The sequence below is a fragment of the Chelatococcus sp. KU-N122 genome (genome assembly GCF_055391085.1).
The window spans coordinates 1398384-1415847 of the sequence record NZ_AP043981.1 but is presented as its reverse complement, the minus strand read 5'-3'; the positions used below and the strand labels follow the sequence as shown (position 1 = coordinate 1415847).

Annotated in this window: 18 protein-coding genes; 11 read left to right on the top strand and 7 right to left on the bottom strand. The window is 69.0% G+C overall.

All coding sequences use genetic code 11. The annotated features are described in order from the left end of the window. Positions 1–36 precede the first annotated feature (36 nt). The 7 genes from ACZ5PO_RS06315 (at position 37) to ACZ5PO_RS06285 (ending at position 7183) form a co-directional block, all read left to right on the top strand. Positions 37–1176: an acyl-CoA dehydrogenase family protein gene (locus ACZ5PO_RS06315; protein WP_464191404.1), complete on the top strand. Its 1140-nt coding sequence runs from the start codon at positions 37–39 to the stop codon at positions 1174–1176. Between the two features lie 19 nt (positions 1177–1195). Continuing rightward, the gene (locus ACZ5PO_RS06310; RefSeq protein WP_464191401.1) at positions 1196–2284 is read left to right on the top strand and encodes an LLM class flavin-dependent oxidoreductase; all 1089 of its coding nucleotides are present in this window, start codon (positions 1196–1198) and stop codon (positions 2282–2284) included. Beyond that, positions 2281–3246: an ABC transporter substrate-binding protein gene (locus ACZ5PO_RS06305; protein ID WP_464191399.1), complete on the top strand. Its 966-nt coding sequence runs from the start codon at positions 2281–2283 to the stop codon at positions 3244–3246. The genes ACZ5PO_RS06310 and ACZ5PO_RS06305 overlap by 4 nt, the downstream gene beginning before the upstream one ends. Next, positions 3243–3794 (top strand): cupin domain-containing protein, encoded by a 552-nt coding sequence (locus tag ACZ5PO_RS06300; RefSeq protein ID WP_464191397.1) that lies wholly within the window; start codon positions 3243–3245, stop codon positions 3792–3794. The genes ACZ5PO_RS06305 and ACZ5PO_RS06300 overlap by 4 nt, the downstream gene beginning before the upstream one ends. Before the next feature lie 258 nt (positions 3795–4052). Continuing rightward, positions 4053–5150: an ABC transporter substrate-binding protein gene (locus ACZ5PO_RS06295; protein WP_464191395.1), complete on the top strand. Its 1098-nt coding sequence runs from the start codon at positions 4053–4055 to the stop codon at positions 5148–5150. A 246-nt stretch (positions 5151–5396) separates the two neighbouring features. Beyond that, positions 5397–6401 (top strand): ABC transporter permease, encoded by a 1005-nt coding sequence (locus tag ACZ5PO_RS06290; RefSeq protein ID WP_464191393.1) that lies wholly within the window; start codon positions 5397–5399, stop codon positions 6399–6401. Next, positions 6395–7183: an ABC transporter ATP-binding protein gene (locus ACZ5PO_RS06285; RefSeq protein ID WP_464191391.1), complete on the top strand. Its 789-nt coding sequence runs from the start codon at positions 6395–6397 to the stop codon at positions 7181–7183. Before ACZ5PO_RS06290 ends, ACZ5PO_RS06285 begins: the two co-directional genes overlap by 7 nt. A 47-nt stretch (positions 7184–7230) precedes the next feature. Here the strand turns inward: ACZ5PO_RS06285 and ACZ5PO_RS06280 are convergent, their stop codons facing one another. Continuing rightward, positions 7231–7893: a TetR/AcrR family transcriptional regulator gene (locus tag ACZ5PO_RS06280; RefSeq protein WP_464191388.1), complete on the bottom strand. Its 663-nt coding sequence runs from the start codon at positions 7891–7893 to the stop codon at positions 7231–7233. A 215-nt stretch (positions 7894–8108) separates the two neighbouring features. Here ACZ5PO_RS06280 and ACZ5PO_RS06275 point away from each other — a divergent pair, with 215 nt between their 5' ends. Continuing rightward, positions 8109–9320 carry a YbfB/YjiJ family MFS transporter gene (locus ACZ5PO_RS06275; RefSeq protein WP_464191386.1) on the top strand — a complete coding sequence of 404 codons (1212 nt, stop codon included), beginning with the start codon at positions 8109–8111 and terminating at the stop codon, positions 9318–9320. On the opposite strand, the gene ACZ5PO_RS06270 is transcribed toward ACZ5PO_RS06275, so the two are convergent. After that, positions 9317–9703, bottom strand: a complete 387-nt coding sequence (locus ACZ5PO_RS06270; RefSeq protein WP_464191384.1) for an ester cyclase — start codon at positions 9701–9703, stop codon at positions 9317–9319. The genes ACZ5PO_RS06275 and ACZ5PO_RS06270 overlap by 4 nt on opposite strands. A gap of 159 nt (positions 9704–9862) precedes the next feature. Here ACZ5PO_RS06270 and ACZ5PO_RS06265 point away from each other — a divergent pair, with 159 nt between their 5' ends. Together ACZ5PO_RS06265 and ACZ5PO_RS06260 are read left to right on the top strand one after the other, a co-directional pair. Further along, on the top strand, positions 9863–10264 hold the full coding sequence (locus tag ACZ5PO_RS06265; RefSeq protein ID WP_464191382.1) for a RidA family protein: 402 nt from the start codon (positions 9863–9865) through the stop codon (positions 10262–10264). A 199-nt stretch (positions 10265–10463) separates the two neighbouring features. After that, positions 10464–11807, top strand: coding sequence for a TAXI family TRAP transporter solute-binding subunit (locus tag ACZ5PO_RS06260; protein WP_464191380.1), 1344 nt, complete (start codon positions 10464–10466; stop codon positions 11805–11807). Between the two features lie 272 nt (positions 11808–12079). Here the strand turns inward: ACZ5PO_RS06260 and ACZ5PO_RS06255 are convergent, their stop codons facing one another. From ACZ5PO_RS06255 to ACZ5PO_RS06245, 3 genes are all read right to left on the bottom strand, one after another. After that, positions 12080–12922, bottom strand: a complete 843-nt coding sequence (locus ACZ5PO_RS06255; RefSeq protein ID WP_464191378.1) for a CmcJ/NvfI family oxidoreductase — start codon at positions 12920–12922, stop codon at positions 12080–12082. A gap of 532 nt (positions 12923–13454) precedes the next feature. Continuing rightward, on the bottom strand, positions 13455–14189 hold the full coding sequence (locus tag ACZ5PO_RS06250) for a glutathione binding-like protein (protein WP_464191376.1): 735 nt from the start codon (positions 14187–14189) through the stop codon (positions 13455–13457). A gap of 249 nt (positions 14190–14438) precedes the next feature. Continuing rightward, positions 14439–15251, bottom strand: coding sequence for a hypothetical protein (locus ACZ5PO_RS06245; protein WP_464191374.1), 813 nt, complete (start codon positions 15249–15251; stop codon positions 14439–14441). A gap of 350 nt (positions 15252–15601) precedes the next feature. Between ACZ5PO_RS06245 and ACZ5PO_RS06240 the strand changes: the two genes are divergently transcribed. Next, the gene (locus tag ACZ5PO_RS06240; RefSeq protein WP_464191372.1) at positions 15602–15814 is read left to right on the top strand and encodes a hypothetical protein; all 213 of its coding nucleotides are present in this window, start codon (positions 15602–15604) and stop codon (positions 15812–15814) included. Between the two features lie 37 nt (positions 15815–15851). Here the strand turns inward: ACZ5PO_RS06240 and ACZ5PO_RS06235 are convergent, their stop codons facing one another. After that, positions 15852–16244, bottom strand: coding sequence for a Zn-ribbon domain-containing OB-fold protein (locus ACZ5PO_RS06235; RefSeq protein ID WP_464191370.1), 393 nt, complete (start codon positions 16242–16244; stop codon positions 15852–15854). A gap of 4 nt (positions 16245–16248) precedes the next feature. Continuing rightward, positions 16249–17418 carry a thiolase domain-containing protein gene (locus ACZ5PO_RS06230; RefSeq protein WP_464191368.1) on the bottom strand — a complete coding sequence of 390 codons (1170 nt, stop codon included), beginning with the start codon at positions 17416–17418 and terminating at the stop codon, positions 16249–16251. Between the last annotated feature and the right edge of the window lie 46 nt (positions 17419–17464).

The following is a 17464-nucleotide window of genomic DNA, read 5'->3' as shown; positions in this document are numbered from 1 at the left end:
TTGACCTTGCGTGTCGGCCGCTCCCATCATCGGTCGATGAACAAGCCCCTGACCCCTCTGGTGTCGGTCGACGCCCTCGCCGCGGAATTTGCCGGCGATGCAGCGCGGCACGACCGCGAGGGGTCGTTTCCCACGGTCCATTTCGATCGCCTCTGGGAGGCCGGCTTGCTCACCCTGGCCACGCCGAAGGAGCTCGGTGGCCGCGGCGCCGGGCTGGCCGAAGCCAGCACCGTGATCGGGCGGATCGCCCACGGTTGCCCGGCGACGGCGCTGGTGCTGAGCATGCAGTACCTGCAGCATTCGCGGCTCGCCTCGCCCGACTGGCCGCGCCACCTGGCGGCTCGCGTCGCAGGCGATGCCCTGGCCGGGCCGGCCCTCATCAATGCCCTGCGCGTCGAGCCCGAGCTTGGCTCGCCGTCGCGCGGCGGGCTGCCGCAGACCGTCGCCCGGCGCGACGGCGAGCGCTGGCTGATCAGCGGCCACAAGATCTACGCGACCGGCATCCCCGTGCTCCACTGGCTCGCGGTCTGGGCCCGCACCGACGAGGCGGAGCCCCGCATCGGCACCTTCCTCGTGCCGGCGGCCGCACCGGGGATCCGCGTGGTCGAAACCTGGGACCACCTCGGCCTCAGGGCCAGCGGCAGCCACGACGTCGTGCTGGACGAGGTGGCGATCCCGCTCGATCACGAGGTCGACGTCCGCCCACCGCAGGGCTGGCTGGCCCAGGAGCCCGAGGCCCAGGCGTGGAGCGCGGCCCTGATCGCCTCGCTTTATGACGGTGTCGCCCGGGCCGCCCGCGACTGGTTCGTGGGCTTTGCCAGGACGCGGACGCCGGCCGGGCTCGGCGCGCCGCTCGCCACCCTGCCGCGCTTCCAGGAGGCGATCGGCGAGATCGAGCGGCTGCTCGCCGTCAACGAACGGCTGATCCGCAGCCTGGCCGACGAGGTCGACCGCGGCGCGCGGCCGGCAGGCATCGACAGCGGCATCGTCAAGATGACGGCTTCGGCCAACGCCATCGCCGCGGTCGAGCAGGCCGTGGCGCTGACCGGCAACCCCGGGCTCACCCGCGCCAACCCGCTGGAGCGGCACCTGCGCGACGTGCTGTGCGCGCGCATCCACACCCCCCAGGACGACAGCGTGCGCGCTGGCGCCGGCCGCCGCGCGCTCGGCCTCTGACGGCCCCAAGGAGAGCGTCATGAGCATCGATTTCATCGGCTTCATCGGCTCCCGGCACGGCTCGGAAATCCATCCGGCCGAAGGCCCCGTCGTCGACAAGGCCTACATTGCCAAGCTGGCGCAGGCGCACGAGGCCGGCGGTTTCGACCGGGCGCTCATCGCCTTCCACTCGACCAGCCCGGATTCTCTTCTGGTCGCGGCCCATGCGGGCTTCGTCACCGAGCGTCTGGGGCTGATGATCGCGCATCGGCCGGGCTTCATCGCGCCGACGGTCGCCGCCCGGCAGTTCGCCACCCTCGACCAGCTGACCGACGGCCGCGTCGCCGTGCATGTCATCACCGGCGGCGACGATGCCGAACTGGCGCAGGACGGCAGCTTCATCGGCAAGGACGAGCGCTACGCGCGCACCGACGAGTACCTCGAGGTGCTCAAGCGCGAGTGGACGAGCGAGGCGCCGTTCGACCACGCCGGGCGCTACTACCGCTTCGACAAGGCCTTCTCGACGGTGAAGAGCGTGCGGCCGCCGCGTATCCCGCTCTACTTCGGCGGCTCGTCCGATGCGGCCCTCGAGGTCGGGGGCAAGCACGCCGACGTCTATGCGCTGTGGGGCGAGACGCACGAGCAGGTGCGCGAGACCGTGGCCCGGGTGCGCGCTGCCGCGGCCAAGCACGGCCGGACGGTCCGTTTCAGCCTGTCCATGCGGCCGATCCTGGCCGACACCGAGGAGCAGGCCTGGGCGCGGGCGCAGTCGATCCTCGATCGCGCCCGGGCGCTCCAGAACGTCACCGGCTATGCCCGCACCAAGGAGCCCGAGAACGCCGGCTCCCAGCGGCTCCTTGCCGCCGCGGCCCGCGGCGCCCGGCTCGACAAGCGGCTGTGGACGGAGCTCGCTGCGCTCACCGGCGCCAAGGGCAACTCCACGGCGCTGGTGGGCACCGCCGAGCAGGTCGCCGACGCACTGCGCGACTACTACGACCTCGGCGTCACCACGTTCCTGATCCGCGGCTTCGACCCCTATGAGGACACGGTTCAGTACGGCCGGGAGCTCTTGCCGGCGACGCGCGAGCTGATCGCGCGGACGCGTCCGGCCGACGCGGTGGCGGCATGAGGCGCCTCGGCCTGGCCTTACTGCTGGCGCTGGCAGCGGTCGTTCCGGCGTTCGCCCAGACCGTGCTGCGCGTCGGCGACCAGAAGGGCAACGTGCAGGCGGTGATGGAGGCGGCCGGCGTGCTCGACGGCGCGCCCTACCGCATCGAATGGCGCGAGTTCGCCGCGGCCGCGCCCCTGCTCGAAGCGCTCAACGCCGGGGCGATCGAGACCGGCGTCGTCGGTGACGCGCCCTTCACCTTCGCCGCCGCCGCCGGCGTGCCGATGAAGGCGATCGCGGCGATCCGCGGCAAGCAGGCGGGGCTGGCGATCCTGGTGCGCAAGGACAGCCCCGTCACCAGCTTCGCCGACCTCAAGGGCAAGACCATCGGTACCGGCAAGGGCTCGATCGGCCACCAGCTCGTGCTGGCCTGGCTGGAGAAGGCCGGGCTGACGCCGGCCGACATCAAGCTGGTGTTCCTGTCGCCGGCTGACGCCAAGGCCGCCTATTCGACCGGCTCGATCGACGCCTGGTCGACATGGGAGCCCTATGTGGCCCAGGAGGAGATCCTGTTCGGCGCCCGCCGCATCGCCACGGGCGAGGGGGTGACGCCCGGCCTCGGCTTCCAGGTGGCGCGCGACGACGCGATCCGCGACAAGCGCGAGGCGCTCACCGACTTCATCCACCGCTACGCCGCCGCCCGCGCCTGGGCCGTCACCAACGTGGCGAGCTATGCGGGCACGTGGGCCAAGCTCATGGGGCTCAAGCCCGAGGTGCCGCTGCTGTGGCTGAGCCGGGCCGAGCCGGTGCTGGTGCCGATCGACGCCGGCGTCGTCGCCGACGAGCAGACCACCATCGACCTCTACGCGCGCAGCGGGCTGATCTCCAAGCCGCTGAAAGCGGCCGACGTGCTTGACAGCTCGTTCAACGGGGCCATCGCTTCGGGGCAGGCCAGCCTCGAAGCGAAGCGAGAGACCCGATGACCAAGCAGTCCCCATCCGCGCATGGGCACGACCACGCTCATTCGCACGATCACGGCCATGCGCATGACCATACGCATGGCGAGCCGCGCTGGAAGCACGACGGCGTGCGGGTGATCCCGGGCGACAAGCTCGACCCCAACACGGCGCAGACGCCAGGGATGTTCCGCCAGGCGGCGATCAACCATGCCCGTGTCGGCGCCCAGAAGATCTGGGCCGGCACCGTCTCGATCGAACCCGATGCGAAGACTGGCGTGCACCACCACGGCGAGCTGGAAAGCGTCATCTACGTCGTCAGCGGCAAGGCGCGCATGCGCTGGGGCGACCGGCTGGAGTTCGTCGCCGAAGCGGGGCCGGGCGACTTCATCTTCGTGCCGCCGTTCGTGCCGCACCAGGAGATCAACGCCGACCCGGAGCAGCCCCTGCAATGCGTGCTGGTGCGCTCGGACAACGAGGCGGTGGTCGTCAACATCACCGACGTCGACCCGGTGGAGAAGCCCGAGGCCGTCTACTGGGTCGACCCCATTCATCGCCACCCCGGCAAGCCGTAGGCGCGGGGGCGCGAACGATACCGAGAGCGTGAAGATGAGGCGAGACTAGATCATCACGCTCTCCAGTCCTCGCCGATCGGACCGACCGGTCTGCTCGGACGGCAGTTGCTGAAGACGTTGACGCCGGGGCGTTTCGCTCCGTTCGGGTGAGGCCCATCCGACCGGCGGCGTCGCCGCGCCTTGATCAGCACGGTTCTGTTCGTCGCCGCGGAGCGCCGCTTCCGCGAATGCCTTGTCTTGTCCGCAGGAGCCTCCATTATGTCCAGCGCCGACCCGCATTCCCGCAACCCGTCGGAGGCGCTCGTCAGCCGCCGCAATCTGCTGGCCCTAGGGGCTGGCGCCGCGGCGGCAGTGCCGTTGGGGGCGATCGGCGCCCTCGCGCTGCCCGGTGGCCGGCCGCCGCTCGATTTCCCCATCTGCGACAGCTCGCTCAAGCTCGCCGCGGTGGAGGGGCCGGCGCAGCGCACGGCGCTGACGGTGGCCTGGAACCCGACGGCGATCTGCACGGCGGCGGCGCCGGTGGCCAAGGAGGCCGGCTTCTTCGAGAAGAACAACCTCGATGTCAGCTTCGTCTCCTTCGGCAGCTCCACCGAGCAGCTGCTGGAGTCGATCGCCACGGGCAAGGCCGACGCCGGGCTCGGCATGGCGCTGCGCTGGCTGAAGCCGCTCGAGCAGGGCTTCGACGTCAAGATCACCGCCGGCATCCACGGCGGCTGCATGCGGCTGATCGGCTCGCAGCAGGCGGGGACGACGACGCTCCAGTCGCTCAAGGGCAAGGTCATCGCGGTGAGCGACCAGGCCAGCCCCGACAAGAACTTCTTCTCCATCGTGCTGGCCAAGAACGGCATCGACCCGACCAAGGACGTGGAGTGGCGCCAGTATCCGCTCGATCTCCTGGCGCTGGCGGTGCAGAAAGGCGAGGCGCAGGCGCTGACCGCCGGCGATCCGCTCGCCTTCCTCTGGCGCAAGGACCCGGCGCTGGTCGAGATCGCCAACAACCTGTCGGGCGAATATGCGCAGCGCACCTGCTGCATCATCGGCGTCCGCGGCAGCCTGCTGCGCAGCAACAAGCCCGCCGCGGCGGCGCTTACCCGGGCGTTCCTGGAAGCCGGCAATTTCGTCGCCGAGAAGCCGGACGAGGCGGTCAAGATCTACGCCAAATACGGCATGAAGGGCTCGCCCGAAGACCTGGCGGCGATGCTGAAGAGCCACACGCACCACGATCATCCGCTCGGCGGCGACCTCAAGGGGCAGATCGCGGCCTACGCCGACGAGCTCAAGAGCGTGAACGTGTTCAAGCCCAGCACCGACACGGCCAAGTTCGCCGACCGCGTCTACGCCGACGTGCTGACCTGAGGCCTTCGCAGCTCCGGGGTCGTGGCCGGGCGTGTGGGGAGCGCCTGTTCCGCGAGCGCCTTGGCGGCCGGCTGCCTCGCCAACGCTCCCGCGTCATGGCCGGGCTTGACCCGGCCATCCATCCGCTAAGTAAAGACCACGTATAGGCGACCACGGCTGGACGTTTTGTTGAGTTGATGGATGGCCGGGTCAAGCCCGGCCATGACGGTGGCACGGTGGCAGCGCCATCAAGAGAAAGGACGTTGCATGAGTGCGGTCGGAGGCGATCACACCAATAGTCTGGCGCTGGCGGCGCCCCCGCGGCCGTGGCGCCTCGATACCTTGGCCCTGATCGCCGGGCTCGGCTGGATCGCCGTCGGCGTGTTCACCATCCGCTGGCCGGAGGAGGGCGACTTCGCCCGCACGCCCGAGTTCGGCATCGCAGCCATCGGCTTCGGCCTTCTGCTCGCCGTGCTGAGCGTCGGCGCCGGCTGGTCGAGCACGATCGCGGCGCGGCTCAAGGGGGCGTCGCGATGGCTCCTGGTGCTCGCCGTCTGGTTCGGCGTCTGGGAGGCGGTGACGGCCAAGTTCGCGCTGCTGCCGATGCCGTTCTTCCCGCCGCCCCAGGCCATCCTCGAGGTGTTCCTCGACGACTGGCGGCGCCTGGGCGAAAGCCTCTGGCGGTCGTTCCTGCTGCTGGGCGGCGGCTATCTCGTCGGCGCCGCGGTCGGCTTCATCACCGGCGTCGCCATCGGCTGGTCGCGCGCCGTCGGCTATTGGGTGCACCCGCTGCTGCGCTTCGTCGGGCCGCTGCCGGCCACCGCCTGGCTGCCGCTGGCCTTCTTCCTGTTCCCGTCGAGCTGGAGCGCCAGCACCTTCCTGATCGCGCTGGCCACCGGCTTTCCCGTCACCGTGCTGACGTGGTCGGGCATCGCCGGCGTCAGCAAGGCCTATTACGACGTCGCCCGCACGCTCGGCGCCAGCGAGCGCTTCCTGATCCTCAAGGTGGCGATCCCGGCGGCCATGCCGCACGTCTTCGTCGGCCTGTTCATGGGGCTCGGCGGCTCCTTCGCCGTCCTGGTCGTCGCCGAGATGCTGGGCGTCAAGGCCGGGCTGGGCTGGTACCTGCAATGGGCGCAGGGCTGGGCCTCCTACGCCAACATGTATGCGGCGCTGGCGGTGATGGCGCTGGCCTGCTCCGGCCTGATCACGCTGCTGTTCAAGTTGCGCGACCGGTTGCTCTCCTGGCAGCGGGGGCTGGTGCAATGGTAGCCCCAGCCCGTGCCGTCGCCGCCGACGCGACCGTCGGCAGCACCCTGGAGGTGCGTCACGTCAGCCACGCCTTTGCGCTCGAAGGCGCGCCGCTGCCGGTGCTCGACGATGTGAGCTTCACGGTGGAGCCGGGCGAGTTCGTGGCGCTGCTCGGCCCCAGCGGCTGCGGCAAGTCCACCCTGCTGCGGCTGGTGGCCGGCCTGGAGCCGCCGACGGCGGGCAGCCTTGCCACCGACGGCCGCCCGATCGCCGGGCCGCATCCCTCCCGCGTCGTGGTGTTCCAGGATCCGACCCTGTTTCCCTGGCGCACGGTGAAGGCCAACGTCGCGCTCGGCCTGGAGGCGCAGGGGCTGCTCAAGACCCAGGCCGCCCGCATCGGCGAGGCGCTCGAGCTGGTCGGCCTGACCGGCTTCGAGAACGCCTATCCGCACCAGTTGTCCGGCGGCATGGCGCAGCGCGTGGCCCTGGCCCGGGCGCTCGTCAACGAGCCGAGCCTGCTGATCCTCGACGAGCCGCTGGGCAAGCTCGACTCGCTCACCCGCCTCGCCATGCAGGCAGAGCTGGTGCAGCTCTGGCAGGAGGCCCGCTTCACCGCCCTGCTGGTGACGCACGACGTGGAGGAGGCGCTGATCATGGCCGGCCGCGTCATCGTCTTTAGCGAGCGGCCGGCTCGCATCAAGGCGGACATCCGCTTCGACCAGCCCTATCCGCGCCACCGCGACGACCCCGCCCTGGTGCAGACCCGGCGCGAGATCCTGGCGCTGCTCGGGGTAGCCGATTAGGGTATTTCGCCATTGGATGGGACCATCCAATGGCAGAGAAACGCTCATCACCTTTTGATTCTGGAGCGCTTCGCTTGCGATTGGGTGGTTCCGCCCAATCGCAAAGCGCTCTGGCGGGCTTTCCCACCGAGGACAAGATCGACCGCGTGTGCGGCAATCCCGCGAAGCTGCGCCTCATCACCGAAGGCGCGCTCCAGCACCGCCAATCCACGCGTAACGGTAGTAAGGTGCAGTGCGGCGATCTCGGGGGCTCCGCCGAACTCGCCTCGCTCGGCGCCCTCGGACAGGGCCTGCTGGATCAGCCCGGTGATGCGAGCGATCAAATCCGCAAAAGCCTGCCGCGCGTTCTCATCCAGCCCCTCGCCCTCGACCGAGGCCAGCTCCATCAGCCCCCGCGTGGTCGGGCATCCGCGGGGCGGCGAGCCGGAGCGGAAGTTGTCGATCACGACCTCGAAAAACGCCGTGAGGCGCTCGCGCAGCGTGCCCGAGCCGAGCGCCTTCTGCACAAGGCTCAGATAAGCGCTGGCATAGCGCTCGTAGGCGCAGAGAAACAGCGCTTCCTTGCTGCCAAAGGCATTGTACAGACTGCCGCGCTGAACGCCCGCCTCGCGCGCGATGTCGGAGAGCGAGGTTCCACGCACCCCTTTGCGCCAGAATTGGTCGAATGCAATGCGCAAGACCTCGTCGTGGTCAAACTCTCGCGGCCTCACGTCTCGCTCCTCCGCACGCCATAGGTCCTATTTCGCGTCTCGACGCACCCAGAAACATATTTGACATTGCGTCAAGAACATGGTTTTAAACATAGTGTCAAAAACTAACTGGGCTGGATAGCTCCTGTCGTCGACGGGGTGAAGCATCGGCCCGGGAGCCGCCACGGCGTGTGCCCTGCCGGCTGCTTTCGGACGAGCGTGACGGGGGGCCTGCAATGACGATCAACGTCATCCCGAAGGCCGACGACCACGGGAGCGATCGTCGGCGGGAGGTCATGACGGCCTTCGGGCTGTCGACCGGTGCCGCCGTCGCCCTGGGCTTTTCTCGCTTCGCGTACGGCCTGCTGCTCCCGCCGATGCGCGCGGACCTGGGATGGACCTACGTCGAAGCCGGCGCCCTCAACACGGCGAACGGCGCGGGCTACATCGTCGGCGCGCTCGTCGCGGCATGGACGGCCAACCGGTGGGGTACCGCACGCGCCTTTCTCGCGGGCTTCCTGGTGAGCGTCGCGGTCCTGCTGCTGACGGCGGCGACCGCCAGCTTCTCCGTCCTCGTCGCTCTGCGGACCGTCGGCGGCATGTCGACGGCGCTCACCTTCATCCTGGGCGCCGCACTGGCCGCCGCCATCTGCCCCACGCAGAATCCGCGCCGGCGCGGCACGCTCGTCGGCCTGTATGTCGCGGGCGTCAGTATCGGCCTCCTCCTGGCCGGCGCGGTGATCCCGATCATTCTGCAGCGTGGCGTGCAGCGATGGCCGGACGGCTGGATCGTGCTCGGCCTCATGAGCGCCGCAGCGCTGCCGCTGGCCTGGCGGGCGGCGCGCAACGTGCCGGAGTCCGTGGGCGGCAGCATGGCCGTGCTGAAGATTCGCGAACTCCGTCAGCTGGCGCCCACCTTCGTCGGCTACGGCCTCTTCGGTGCCGGCTACGTCGGCTATATGACGTTCATCATCGCCCTGTTGCAGAAGCAAGGCGGCAGCAGCGAACAGGTGATCTGGTTCTGGTTCGTTCTCGGGTTCGTGTCGGCCGTATCGACTCTGCTGTGGGGACGCGTTCTCGGCGCTTTTCGCGGCGGCCGCGGGCCGGCCCTGGTCTTCGCGACGGCCATGCTGGGCGCCCTGCCTGTTCTCATCCATCCAGGGGCGGCCGCGATGTTCGTGTCGGCGGTCCTCTTCGGCGGCAGCTTCCTGGCGGGCCCGACATCGATCACCATCGTCGCGCAGCGCCAACTGCCGGTGTCGTCCTGGACGGCGGCCATCTCGCTCCTGACCGTCGGATTCGCGTTCGGGCAGACCGTCAGCCCCATCCTGGCGGGCGCGATCACCGACGCCACCGGAAGCATCGCTGCCGGCTTCTGGGTATCGCCGGTTCTGCTCGGCCTCGCCGCGTGCGTGAACCTGCTGCAGCGGCCACCGACGCCGCTTTAGATCTGAGCCTCGACGGCGGATTTGTCTATCACGGACCAGACGTGGGCGATCTTGTCCGCGCGAAATTCATAGAAGACATTTTCCGAGAACGAGACCCGCCTGCCGTTCACGGCGAGGCCCAGGAATTCCCCCTTCGGGGTGCAGTCGAAGTCGATCCGGCTGGCGACGAAAGGCGGGTCCGAGATCAGCAGGCGAACGTTGAACCAGAGATCGGGAATGTCATCGAAGTCCCTCTCCAGCATCGCGAGATAGCCCGACAACCCAAGCCGCCGACCGTTATGGATCACGTCGTCATGAACGAAGCGTCCGAGGTTCGGCCAGTTCTGCCCGTTCAGGCAGGCGATGTAGTCGCGGTAGACGTCCGCCAGGGCGATCCTCGTCACGGCTATTGTCTCGATCGTGTTCCGGGTCACGCTGGTCCGGAACAGGGGCCCCGGTGAAGGCCGCCTCTTGCAGCACGGCACCGAGCGCATAGTGTCCCATAGCCGCAATGCGCGCAAAGTCGCGCTCGCACCATAAGCGACGCCGGAGGAGCCCGAGATATGAGCGCACTCGACTATCCCCGTCCCGCCGGACTGCTGCCGAACCCGGCGTTCTCGCAGGTGGTCGTCGCCACGGGGACGCGCACGATCTATACGGCCGGCCAGGTGTCCATCGACGAGGGCGGCGCGCTGGTCGGCGGCGGCGACCTCGCGGCGCAGACGGCACAGGCGATGCGCAACGTCGGCCTGGCCCTGGCCGCGGCCGGCGCGAGCTATGCCGACATCGTGAAGATCACCACCTACGTCGTGAACTACAAGCCCGAGCAGCGCGTCGTCATCGGCAGGGCGCGGGCGCCCTTCTTCGCCGATCGGACGCCGCCGGCGAGCACCCTCGTGGGAGTCAGCGCGCTGGCGCTGCCGGAATGGCTCGTCGAGATCGAGGCCGTCGCCGTCGTCGGCTGACTTTCGCGGCCGCCGCGAGCGCGGCGACCGGTGAGGGGGCTGGAGCGTAAGCTATTTCCGCCGCCGCCGCTGCGCCACGGCGGGCCTTGGTGTCGTCCGGGATGCCGCGAGCGACGAATGCCAACGGGCACGTTGCAGTCGAGGCCGCCATTCGTTTAGGTAGGGGAAACTGGTTAGGTATTGGAGCCGGTTCGACCCGATGCCTGCTCGTTCCCATCGCCGCTGGTACATCGCCGGGCTCGCGCTGGCAGCTGTCGCCGCGCTCATCGTCGGCGTCTATGTCTGGTCGCCGCGGGCGGCGCTGACGATCACGACCGGGCCGCAGGGCACGGCGGCGCAGCAGCTCGTCACGGCGCTGCGCACCGTCATCCAGGCGCAGTATCCCTTCATCCGGCTCGATCCGGTCGATATGCGCGACCTCGGCACGTCGGCCAAGGCCATCGATGCGCATACGGTCGACATCGCCATCGTGCGGACCGACGTGGCGCCGATCAATGGCCAGACCGTCGCCTTTCTGCGCCGCGATGCGGTCGTCCTCGTGCTGCCGCCCGGATCGAGCATTTCCAACTGGCCCGACCTCGCGAACAAGTCGGTGGTGATCCCCAACGGGCCGCTGGCCACCTACAACTCGGCGATCCTCGACCTGATCCTCAACTATTACAATGTGCCGACCGCATCGGTGAAACGGCTCATCCTGCCGATGGAAGAGATTGGGCAGCACGTGCACCGGCGCTACGCCCACGCCGTCTTGGCGGTCGGTCCTGTCGGCCCCGGCGAGATTGCTGCGGTGACGACGGCTGTGGCGAAAGCGACGCGGGGGACTCCGACCCTGCTCACCACCGACGATGATACCGACGCTGTCGTCCAGCGGTTTCCTGCATTCGAGTCGCTCGATATCCCCCAAGGCGCCTTCAAGGCGAACCCGGCGGTGCCGAGCGACAGCGCCACCACGGTTGCGGTGTCCTATCGCTTCGTCGTGACCAACACGATGCTGAACATCGTCGCCGGGGCGGTGGCCCGCGCCGTCTTCAGCACCAAGGCCAAGGCCATGGCGCTGACCCCGGCGGCGGCGCAGATCGAGGCGCCGGACACCGACGCCACCTACGCGATCCTGCCGGTTCACCCGGGGGTCAGCGCCTACCTGTCCAGCGGCGAGCAGAGCTTCCTCGACGAATTCCAGCAGTATTTCTATCTCGGCGGCATGCTGCTCAGCGTCCTCGGGTCGGGCTATGCCATCATATCGGCGCGCATGCGGGCGCGACGGTCGGACGAGGAGCTCGACCGCACGCGCATGATGATCCAGCTCGCCGAGCGCGCGACGACGGCGGACCCGCAGGAGCTCGTCGGCATCGAGCATGAGCTGAACGCGCTGGCGGCCTGGTTTCTCAACCGGCAAGCGGACGGCGCTATCTCGGCAGAGGCCTTCTCGGCCTTTTCCGTCGGGCTGAGCCATGCCCGCCATACGGTGGAGACCCGCAAGGTATTCCACGCCGGCACCACCGGTGCCGCCAGCCCGCGCACCGTCAGCACGGACATTCTTTAGGGAGCGCGCCGGTCTTCCGTCAGCGGGCGGCTTGCGGTCCGACCATACACCTCGCCCTGCCTGCGGCTATCGGATTCACAGATCTGTGGCAGCGGCGGTCGGGCTCCTCGCCCCACTTGTGGGGAGAGGTCGCCTTGCGCGCCAGCGCAAGGCAGGTGAGGGGGCCGCTGGAGAAGGCTCAAGGCCGGTCACGGCGCGCCGCAAGCTCCTTCACCCTGCCATCCCCCCGCAAGCGGGGAGAGGAGAGCCTCGCGGCTCCGGCGGTGCCGACGCTACCCGCCGAACACCAGCGCCCGGATCTCGATGCTCTCCCGCGGCTTGGCGTCGGCCGGGATGTCCGGGGCGATGAACGCCGTGTGCGGGGCGAAGCGGGCGCGCCCGTCGACGGCGCTGTCATAGCATTTCAGCAGCAGGACTTCGTCCGGTTGCATGGCCGAGAGGTAGAACCAGGACTGGTTCGGGTTGAACTTCACCGAATAGGTTTCGCCGACACGGTCGGGATAGATCAGGTCCGTCGGCACGAGGTCGTCCGGTGCGACGGTGCGCGCGTCGGCGACCGCGAGCGGCCGGTCGAGCACCGGGCCGCGGATGGGCCGCCACAGGTTGACGATCTGCACGCGGCCGCGTGAGAGCGCGTCCGCGTCCTCGCCCAGGTGCAGGAACACGCGTGCGGCGCCCGACTTGGCCGTCTGGTCCACGTGCACGCGCGTGACCGGCTGGCGCGGTCCCGCGGCCGGCCGATCCGGGCTGCCGGGGATGTGCCGGCGTATGGTGTGGTCGAAGATGAAGACGCGGTCGGCGCCGGTGGCCGCTCGCAGCAGCGCCTCGCTCTCGGCGTAGTACGGGCCGGCCGTCACGCTGGCTTCGGTGAATTCGTGCTCGGCGCTGGCGTGCCGCAGCACGGCGAAGCCCTCGCGGTCGAGCGTGGGCTCCACGTCCCGCCCACGCAGGTCGTGGATCTCGACCACGTGCGCGTCGATGCCGTAGTTGGGCTCGGGCTGGCCGCCCGGCGGCTGGTAGGTGTAGTTGCGCGGCTTTTCGCCGGTCGGGCGGATGTAGTTCAGCTCGGCCGTGACCGAGCGTGCATGCCCGGAACCCACTCCGTCGATGTACATGTGCTCCTCCTGCGCCGCGTCGGCCCCGATCCGGGCGCCAAGCTGCGGCTTCTGCGTCTCAGCTCACATCCCGACCACTCGGCTGTCGTTTCCAGTTGATGTTAGTCGCGAGGGAGGCAGTTTCAATGCAGATCGAACGGGGAAATACACATTGGAATAAGAATCTCGGCAAGATATGCTTTTTAAAATATTATTTCAACTTCGGCGGTCCCGACCTAAGCTCCGTTCTGAAAGCGAATCGCAAGCTGAACCGCCCCCCACCCCTACCCCTCCCCGCCGCTTCGTGGGGGGAGGGAGGTGCGTTTGTTTGTTGGCGTCGAGAATGGCCCGGCCACAGTTTCTACGTTGGCAAAATAGAGCTCCTCCCGCCCAAGGATCTCGGGCCTGCCCGAGATCCCCAGTCCTCGTGTGCAAGTCGGGCAGGCCCGACTTGCATGGGCGAAGCCGTGGCGCGGAGGGGTAGGGGTGGGGGGCGGTCCAGCTTGCGTTGCGCGGTCCGAACAAGCCCGTCGCTTCAAGCCGCGCTCTTCAGCTACAGCAGCCCGCCGGCCGGGGCAGGGCGCGCCCGCTGGTTGTAGAGCAGGGCGGCACGCCGGTCGCGTTCCTCCTGCGGCAGCGTCGCCGGGTCCTCGGCGAAATCGGCGCCGACGGCCATGCCGCGCTGCACCGCCGGGCGGGCCCCCACCTCCGCAAGCCAGCGCTTGAAGTAGGGGAATTCTTCGATGTCCTGGCCCTGGGACTGCCAATTCACCGCCCACGGATAAGAGATCATGTCGGCGATGGTATAGTCGTCGCCGGCCAAGTAGCGGCGGTCGTAGAGGCGGTTGTTGAGCACGCCGTAGAGCCTGTTGGCTTCGTCGGTGAAGCGGCGGACGGCATAGGACTGATCGCCCTTGCTGTCACCCAGCCGGCGGAAGTGGCCGCATTCGCCCAGCTTCGGCCCCTGGTTCGCCATCTGCCAGATCAACCATTGGGTGACCTCGGTCCGCGGCCGCACGTCCTGCGGCAGGAAGGCGCCGGCCTTGTCCGCGACGTACAGCATGATCGCGCCCGATTCGAAGACGCTCAGCGGTGCGCCCTGGTCGGCGGGCGCGCGGTCGACCAGCACCGGCATGCGGTGGTTGGGGCTCAGCTTCAGGAAGTCGGCCGTGAACTGGTCGCCGCGGCCGATATTGCAGGGAATGATCCGGTAATCCGCCCCGATTTCCTCGAGCAGGATAGTGACTTTCTTGCCGTTCGGCGTCGGCCAGAAGAAGAGATCGTACATCGTCGGGTCCCCGTGCCATCGTGGGTCGGGCGAGGCTGCCACGATCGAGCCGGTCGGCTCGCAGCCTCGACGCCGCCCCGCTTAGCTATGGACGGGATGCCGCATCGGAAACCATCTCGCCGGCGACGCGACGCAAAAGAGATGACGGATTTCAGCGAACGCCCGCCCGGTAGACGAAAAATCTACGACAGCCGGTCGCCCGCCGATGATGCCCGGGGTCCACGTCAGGAGGCTCGGGCCGCCGCCGCCTCAGAAGTGATAGGCGATGCTCATGAACGGGCCGTGCTCGGTCACCTTGTAGACGAAGCCGCCGTCCTTGTAGTCGGTATAGATGGCGCGGTAGCCGAGCGCGGTCGACAGGCTGGCGGTCCACATATAGCCGACCGAGCCGAAGCCCTGCGCGGTGAGCCGCGAGCCGGCGCCGAAGCCGCCGACGTCGGCGAGCGCGTTGACGAACCAGCGGTCGTTGATCCGGTAGTGGGCGAGCAGGCCGAACACCGGGTCCGTCCACTCCTTGACGCTGCTTCGGTCGATCGACAGGGGCACGAAGCCCGGCTGGATCTTCGTCGTCACCGTGAGCCGCTGATAGCGCACGCCGGCCGTGAGGCTCAGATCGAGATCGGGCACCCCGACCGGCAGACGGTAGCCGACGAGCGCGCTGGCGATGAGTTGGCGCAGGCCGAGCTCGACGCCGGTGCCGCCGCCGGCGTTGATCACCGTCTTGTCGGAGAGCTTGGCCCAGACCAAGTCGGTCATCACCGTCCACGTGCCGTTCGTCGCCCAGAGCGACCCCATCAGCCCGCCATCGAGATTCTTCAGGATCTTGGAGAAGGGCACGTCGACGTGGGCCGGCGGCAGGTGCTTCACGCCCACGTCGCCGGTCATGGAGGTGGCCCAACCGTAGCCGGTGAGCTGAAAGCGCCATTCCGGCGCAAGGGGGGGAGGGGCCGGCTCGGCACTCGGCGCCAGATCCGCCGCCGCGGCCGCGACCGGCAGCATGGCCAAGCCGACCACGGCCAGCAATCGCCGCACGAAGCCCCAGGTCATGCCCTCTTCGTCCATACGCCCAGCCTCCCCTGACGGCGTTTCCCGGTCGTCCGTTGGAAACGCGCCATGCCCTTCGAATTTCGGAGCCCCCGCCCCGCGCCCTGGCGATCGATCGACCGATCGCGAAGCACTCGAGCATACACTATCAGGCCGCCGATCGGGCAATTGTGCAAAAGCGGTCAAAGTGTTGACAAAGTCGACGCGCGCGCGGCCCGTGCCCGATCGGACAGCGAATAGGGCTCGACAAGGCCTGCGCACTTGTGGCCTGAGGTGGGCCGCGATCGCGTCGAGTCGCGGCTTGGCGCGCAAGAGCAAAGACCCAAGCCCTTTGAACGCGAAGCGCTCAGGCGCCCGAGGAAACCCCCATGATCAAGCCCATCCTGTTCGTCGCTGCCGCGGCCGGCCTGCTCGCCGCATGCCAATCGTCGGGGCAGAGCCGCCAGCAGCAGCTCGCGACGCTCTGCGCCGATCCGAGCAACCGGGCGCCGGGCAGCGACTACTTCATGGAGTGCCAGTCGCTCTACCCGCTGAGCAACGCCCAGCGCGAGAAGCTGTACCAGCAGACAGCACCGGAATAGGCCGCCCGCCGGAGGCGGGGGCCATTCCGGCCGCACTTTACCCGGCCGGTGCGAACATGGGCACCGGCTGGCCGTCACCGCTCGGCTTGAAGACGACGCGCACGCGCTGGCCGATGCGCACCTCGTCGAGCGGGCAGTCGACGATGTTGCTCATCATGGTCGGGCCTTCGTCCAGAGTGACGAAGGCGATGGCGTAGGGCGCCGCCGCCTTGCGGGTGATGCTGAAGCTGTAGACCTTGCCGTTGCCGCTCGCCTCCTCCCAGGCCGTCTCGCCGTAGCAGAACGGGCAGAGCGCGCGCGGGTAGAAGTGCAGCTGATGGCAGGCGATGCAGCGCTTGAGCAGCAGCCGGCCTTCGCGGGCAGCGTCCCAGTACGGCTGGGTCTCGACGTTCGCGACCGGGGTCGGAATTGCGCGTTGCAGATCGGACATCGGTTTACTCCCGCTCGAGGATGACGGTGGCGGCGCCGTGGCGCGTGCCGAGCGAGCCGCCGGTGCCGTTGGCGAGCGCCAGGTCGCAATTGGGCACCTGCACGGCGGGCTGGGCTTCGCCGCGCAGCTGGCGCACCGCCTCCAGCACCTTGGTCAGCCCGCCGCGGTTGGCCGGATGGTTGCTGCACAGGCCGCCGCCGTCGGTGTTGAACGGCAGCTTGCCCACCCCCGCGATGAGGTTGCCGTCGGCGACGAAGCGGCCGCCCTCGCCCTTCTCGCAGAAGCCGAGGTCCTCGATCTGCAGCAGCACCGAGATGGTGAAGCTGTCGTAGATCGAGGCGTACTTGATGTCGGCCGGCGCCACGCCCGCTTCGGCGAAGGCGATGGGGCCGCTCACCGCGGTGCCGGTGTAGGTGAGGTCGACGCGCCCGCCGTTCAGGTGCTTGGGCGCCTCGCCGGCGCCGCGCACCTTCACCAGCGGCCGCTTGAGGCTTTTGGCGATTTCTGGCGTGGTCACGACGATGGCGCCGCCGCCGTCGGTGATGACGCAGCAGTCGAGCCGGTGCAGCGGGTCGGCGATCAGGGGCGAGGCCAGCACGTCCTCAACCGTCACCACCTCGCGGCGCAGCGCATGCGGATTGTGCTGGGCGTGGTGGGAGGCGGCCACCTTGATCCAGGCCAGCTGCTCGGAGGTGGTGCCGAACTGGTGCATGTGGCGCATGGCGCACATGGCGTACATGTTGGCGATGACCGGGCCGTAGGGCGTCTCGAACTGGGCGTCGGGCACCACGGCGGGGAAGGCGAACGGCCGCGTGCCCGTCGCCATGCCTTCGGCTTTCGGCCGGCCGGCGAGCGTGATCAGGGCGACGCGGCACTTGCCGGCGGCGATGGCCTGGGCCGCATGCGACACGTGCACGCCGTAGGACGAGCCGCCCGTCTCCGTCGAATCGATGTGGCGCAGCTTCAGGCCCAGGTACTCCGCCATGGAGATGCCCCCCATGCCCGGCGCATCGCCGGCGCAGAAGTAGCCGTCCACGTCGGCCCGGGTCAGGCCGGCGTCCTCGAGCGCGCCCTTGGCCACCTCGGCGTGCAGCTGGGCCACGGTCTTGTCGTGGGCCAGGCGTGTCGGATGCTCGTAGATGCCTGCAATGTAGGCCGCGCCGTTGATGCTCAACCCGTCTCTCCCTGTCGCGCCGCGGCCCGGGCGGGCTCGCCGCGCC

Excerpts from the sequence above, each read along its gene's own strand:
- ACZ5PO_RS06245 (WP_464191374.1), bottom strand. The coding sequence starts at position 15,251 with ATGGACGAAGAGGGCATGACCTGGGGCTTCGTGCGGCGATTGCTGGCC.
- ACZ5PO_RS06240 (WP_464191372.1), top strand. The coding sequence starts at position 15,602 with ATGATCAAGCCCATCCTGTTCGTCGCTGCCGCGGCCGGCCTGCTCGCC.
- ACZ5PO_RS06300 (WP_464191397.1), top strand. The coding sequence starts at position 3,243 with ATGACCAAGCAGTCCCCATCCGCGCATGGGCACGACCACGCTCATTCG.
- ACZ5PO_RS06235 (WP_464191370.1), bottom strand. The coding sequence starts at position 16,244 with ATGTCCGATCTGCAACGCGCAATTCCGACCCCGGTCGCGAACGTCGAG.
- ACZ5PO_RS06285 (WP_464191391.1), top strand. The coding sequence starts at position 6,395 with ATGGTAGCCCCAGCCCGTGCCGTCGCCGCCGACGCGACCGTCGGCAGC.
- ACZ5PO_RS06265 (WP_464191382.1), top strand. The coding sequence starts at position 9,863 with ATGAGCGCACTCGACTATCCCCGTCCCGCCGGACTGCTGCCGAACCCG.
- ACZ5PO_RS06295 (WP_464191395.1), top strand. The coding sequence starts at position 4,053 with ATGTCCAGCGCCGACCCGCATTCCCGCAACCCGTCGGAGGCGCTCGTC.
- ACZ5PO_RS06250 (WP_464191376.1), bottom strand. The coding sequence starts at position 14,189 with ATGTACGATCTCTTCTTCTGGCCGACGCCGAACGGCAAGAAAGTCACT.
- ACZ5PO_RS06310 (WP_464191401.1), top strand. The coding sequence starts at position 1,196 with ATGAGCATCGATTTCATCGGCTTCATCGGCTCCCGGCACGGCTCGGAA.
- ACZ5PO_RS06305 (WP_464191399.1), top strand. The coding sequence starts at position 2,281 with ATGAGGCGCCTCGGCCTGGCCTTACTGCTGGCGCTGGCAGCGGTCGTT.
- ACZ5PO_RS06260 (WP_464191380.1), top strand. The coding sequence starts at position 10,464 with ATGCCTGCTCGTTCCCATCGCCGCTGGTACATCGCCGGGCTCGCGCTG.
- ACZ5PO_RS06315 (WP_464191404.1), top strand. The coding sequence starts at position 37 with ATGAACAAGCCCCTGACCCCTCTGGTGTCGGTCGACGCCCTCGCCGCG.
- ACZ5PO_RS06255 (WP_464191378.1), bottom strand. The coding sequence starts at position 12,922 with ATGTACATCGACGGAGTGGGTTCCGGGCATGCACGCTCGGTCACGGCC.
- ACZ5PO_RS06290 (WP_464191393.1), top strand. The coding sequence starts at position 5,397 with ATGAGTGCGGTCGGAGGCGATCACACCAATAGTCTGGCGCTGGCGGCG.
- ACZ5PO_RS06275 (WP_464191386.1), top strand. The coding sequence starts at position 8,109 with ATGACGATCAACGTCATCCCGAAGGCCGACGACCACGGGAGCGATCGT.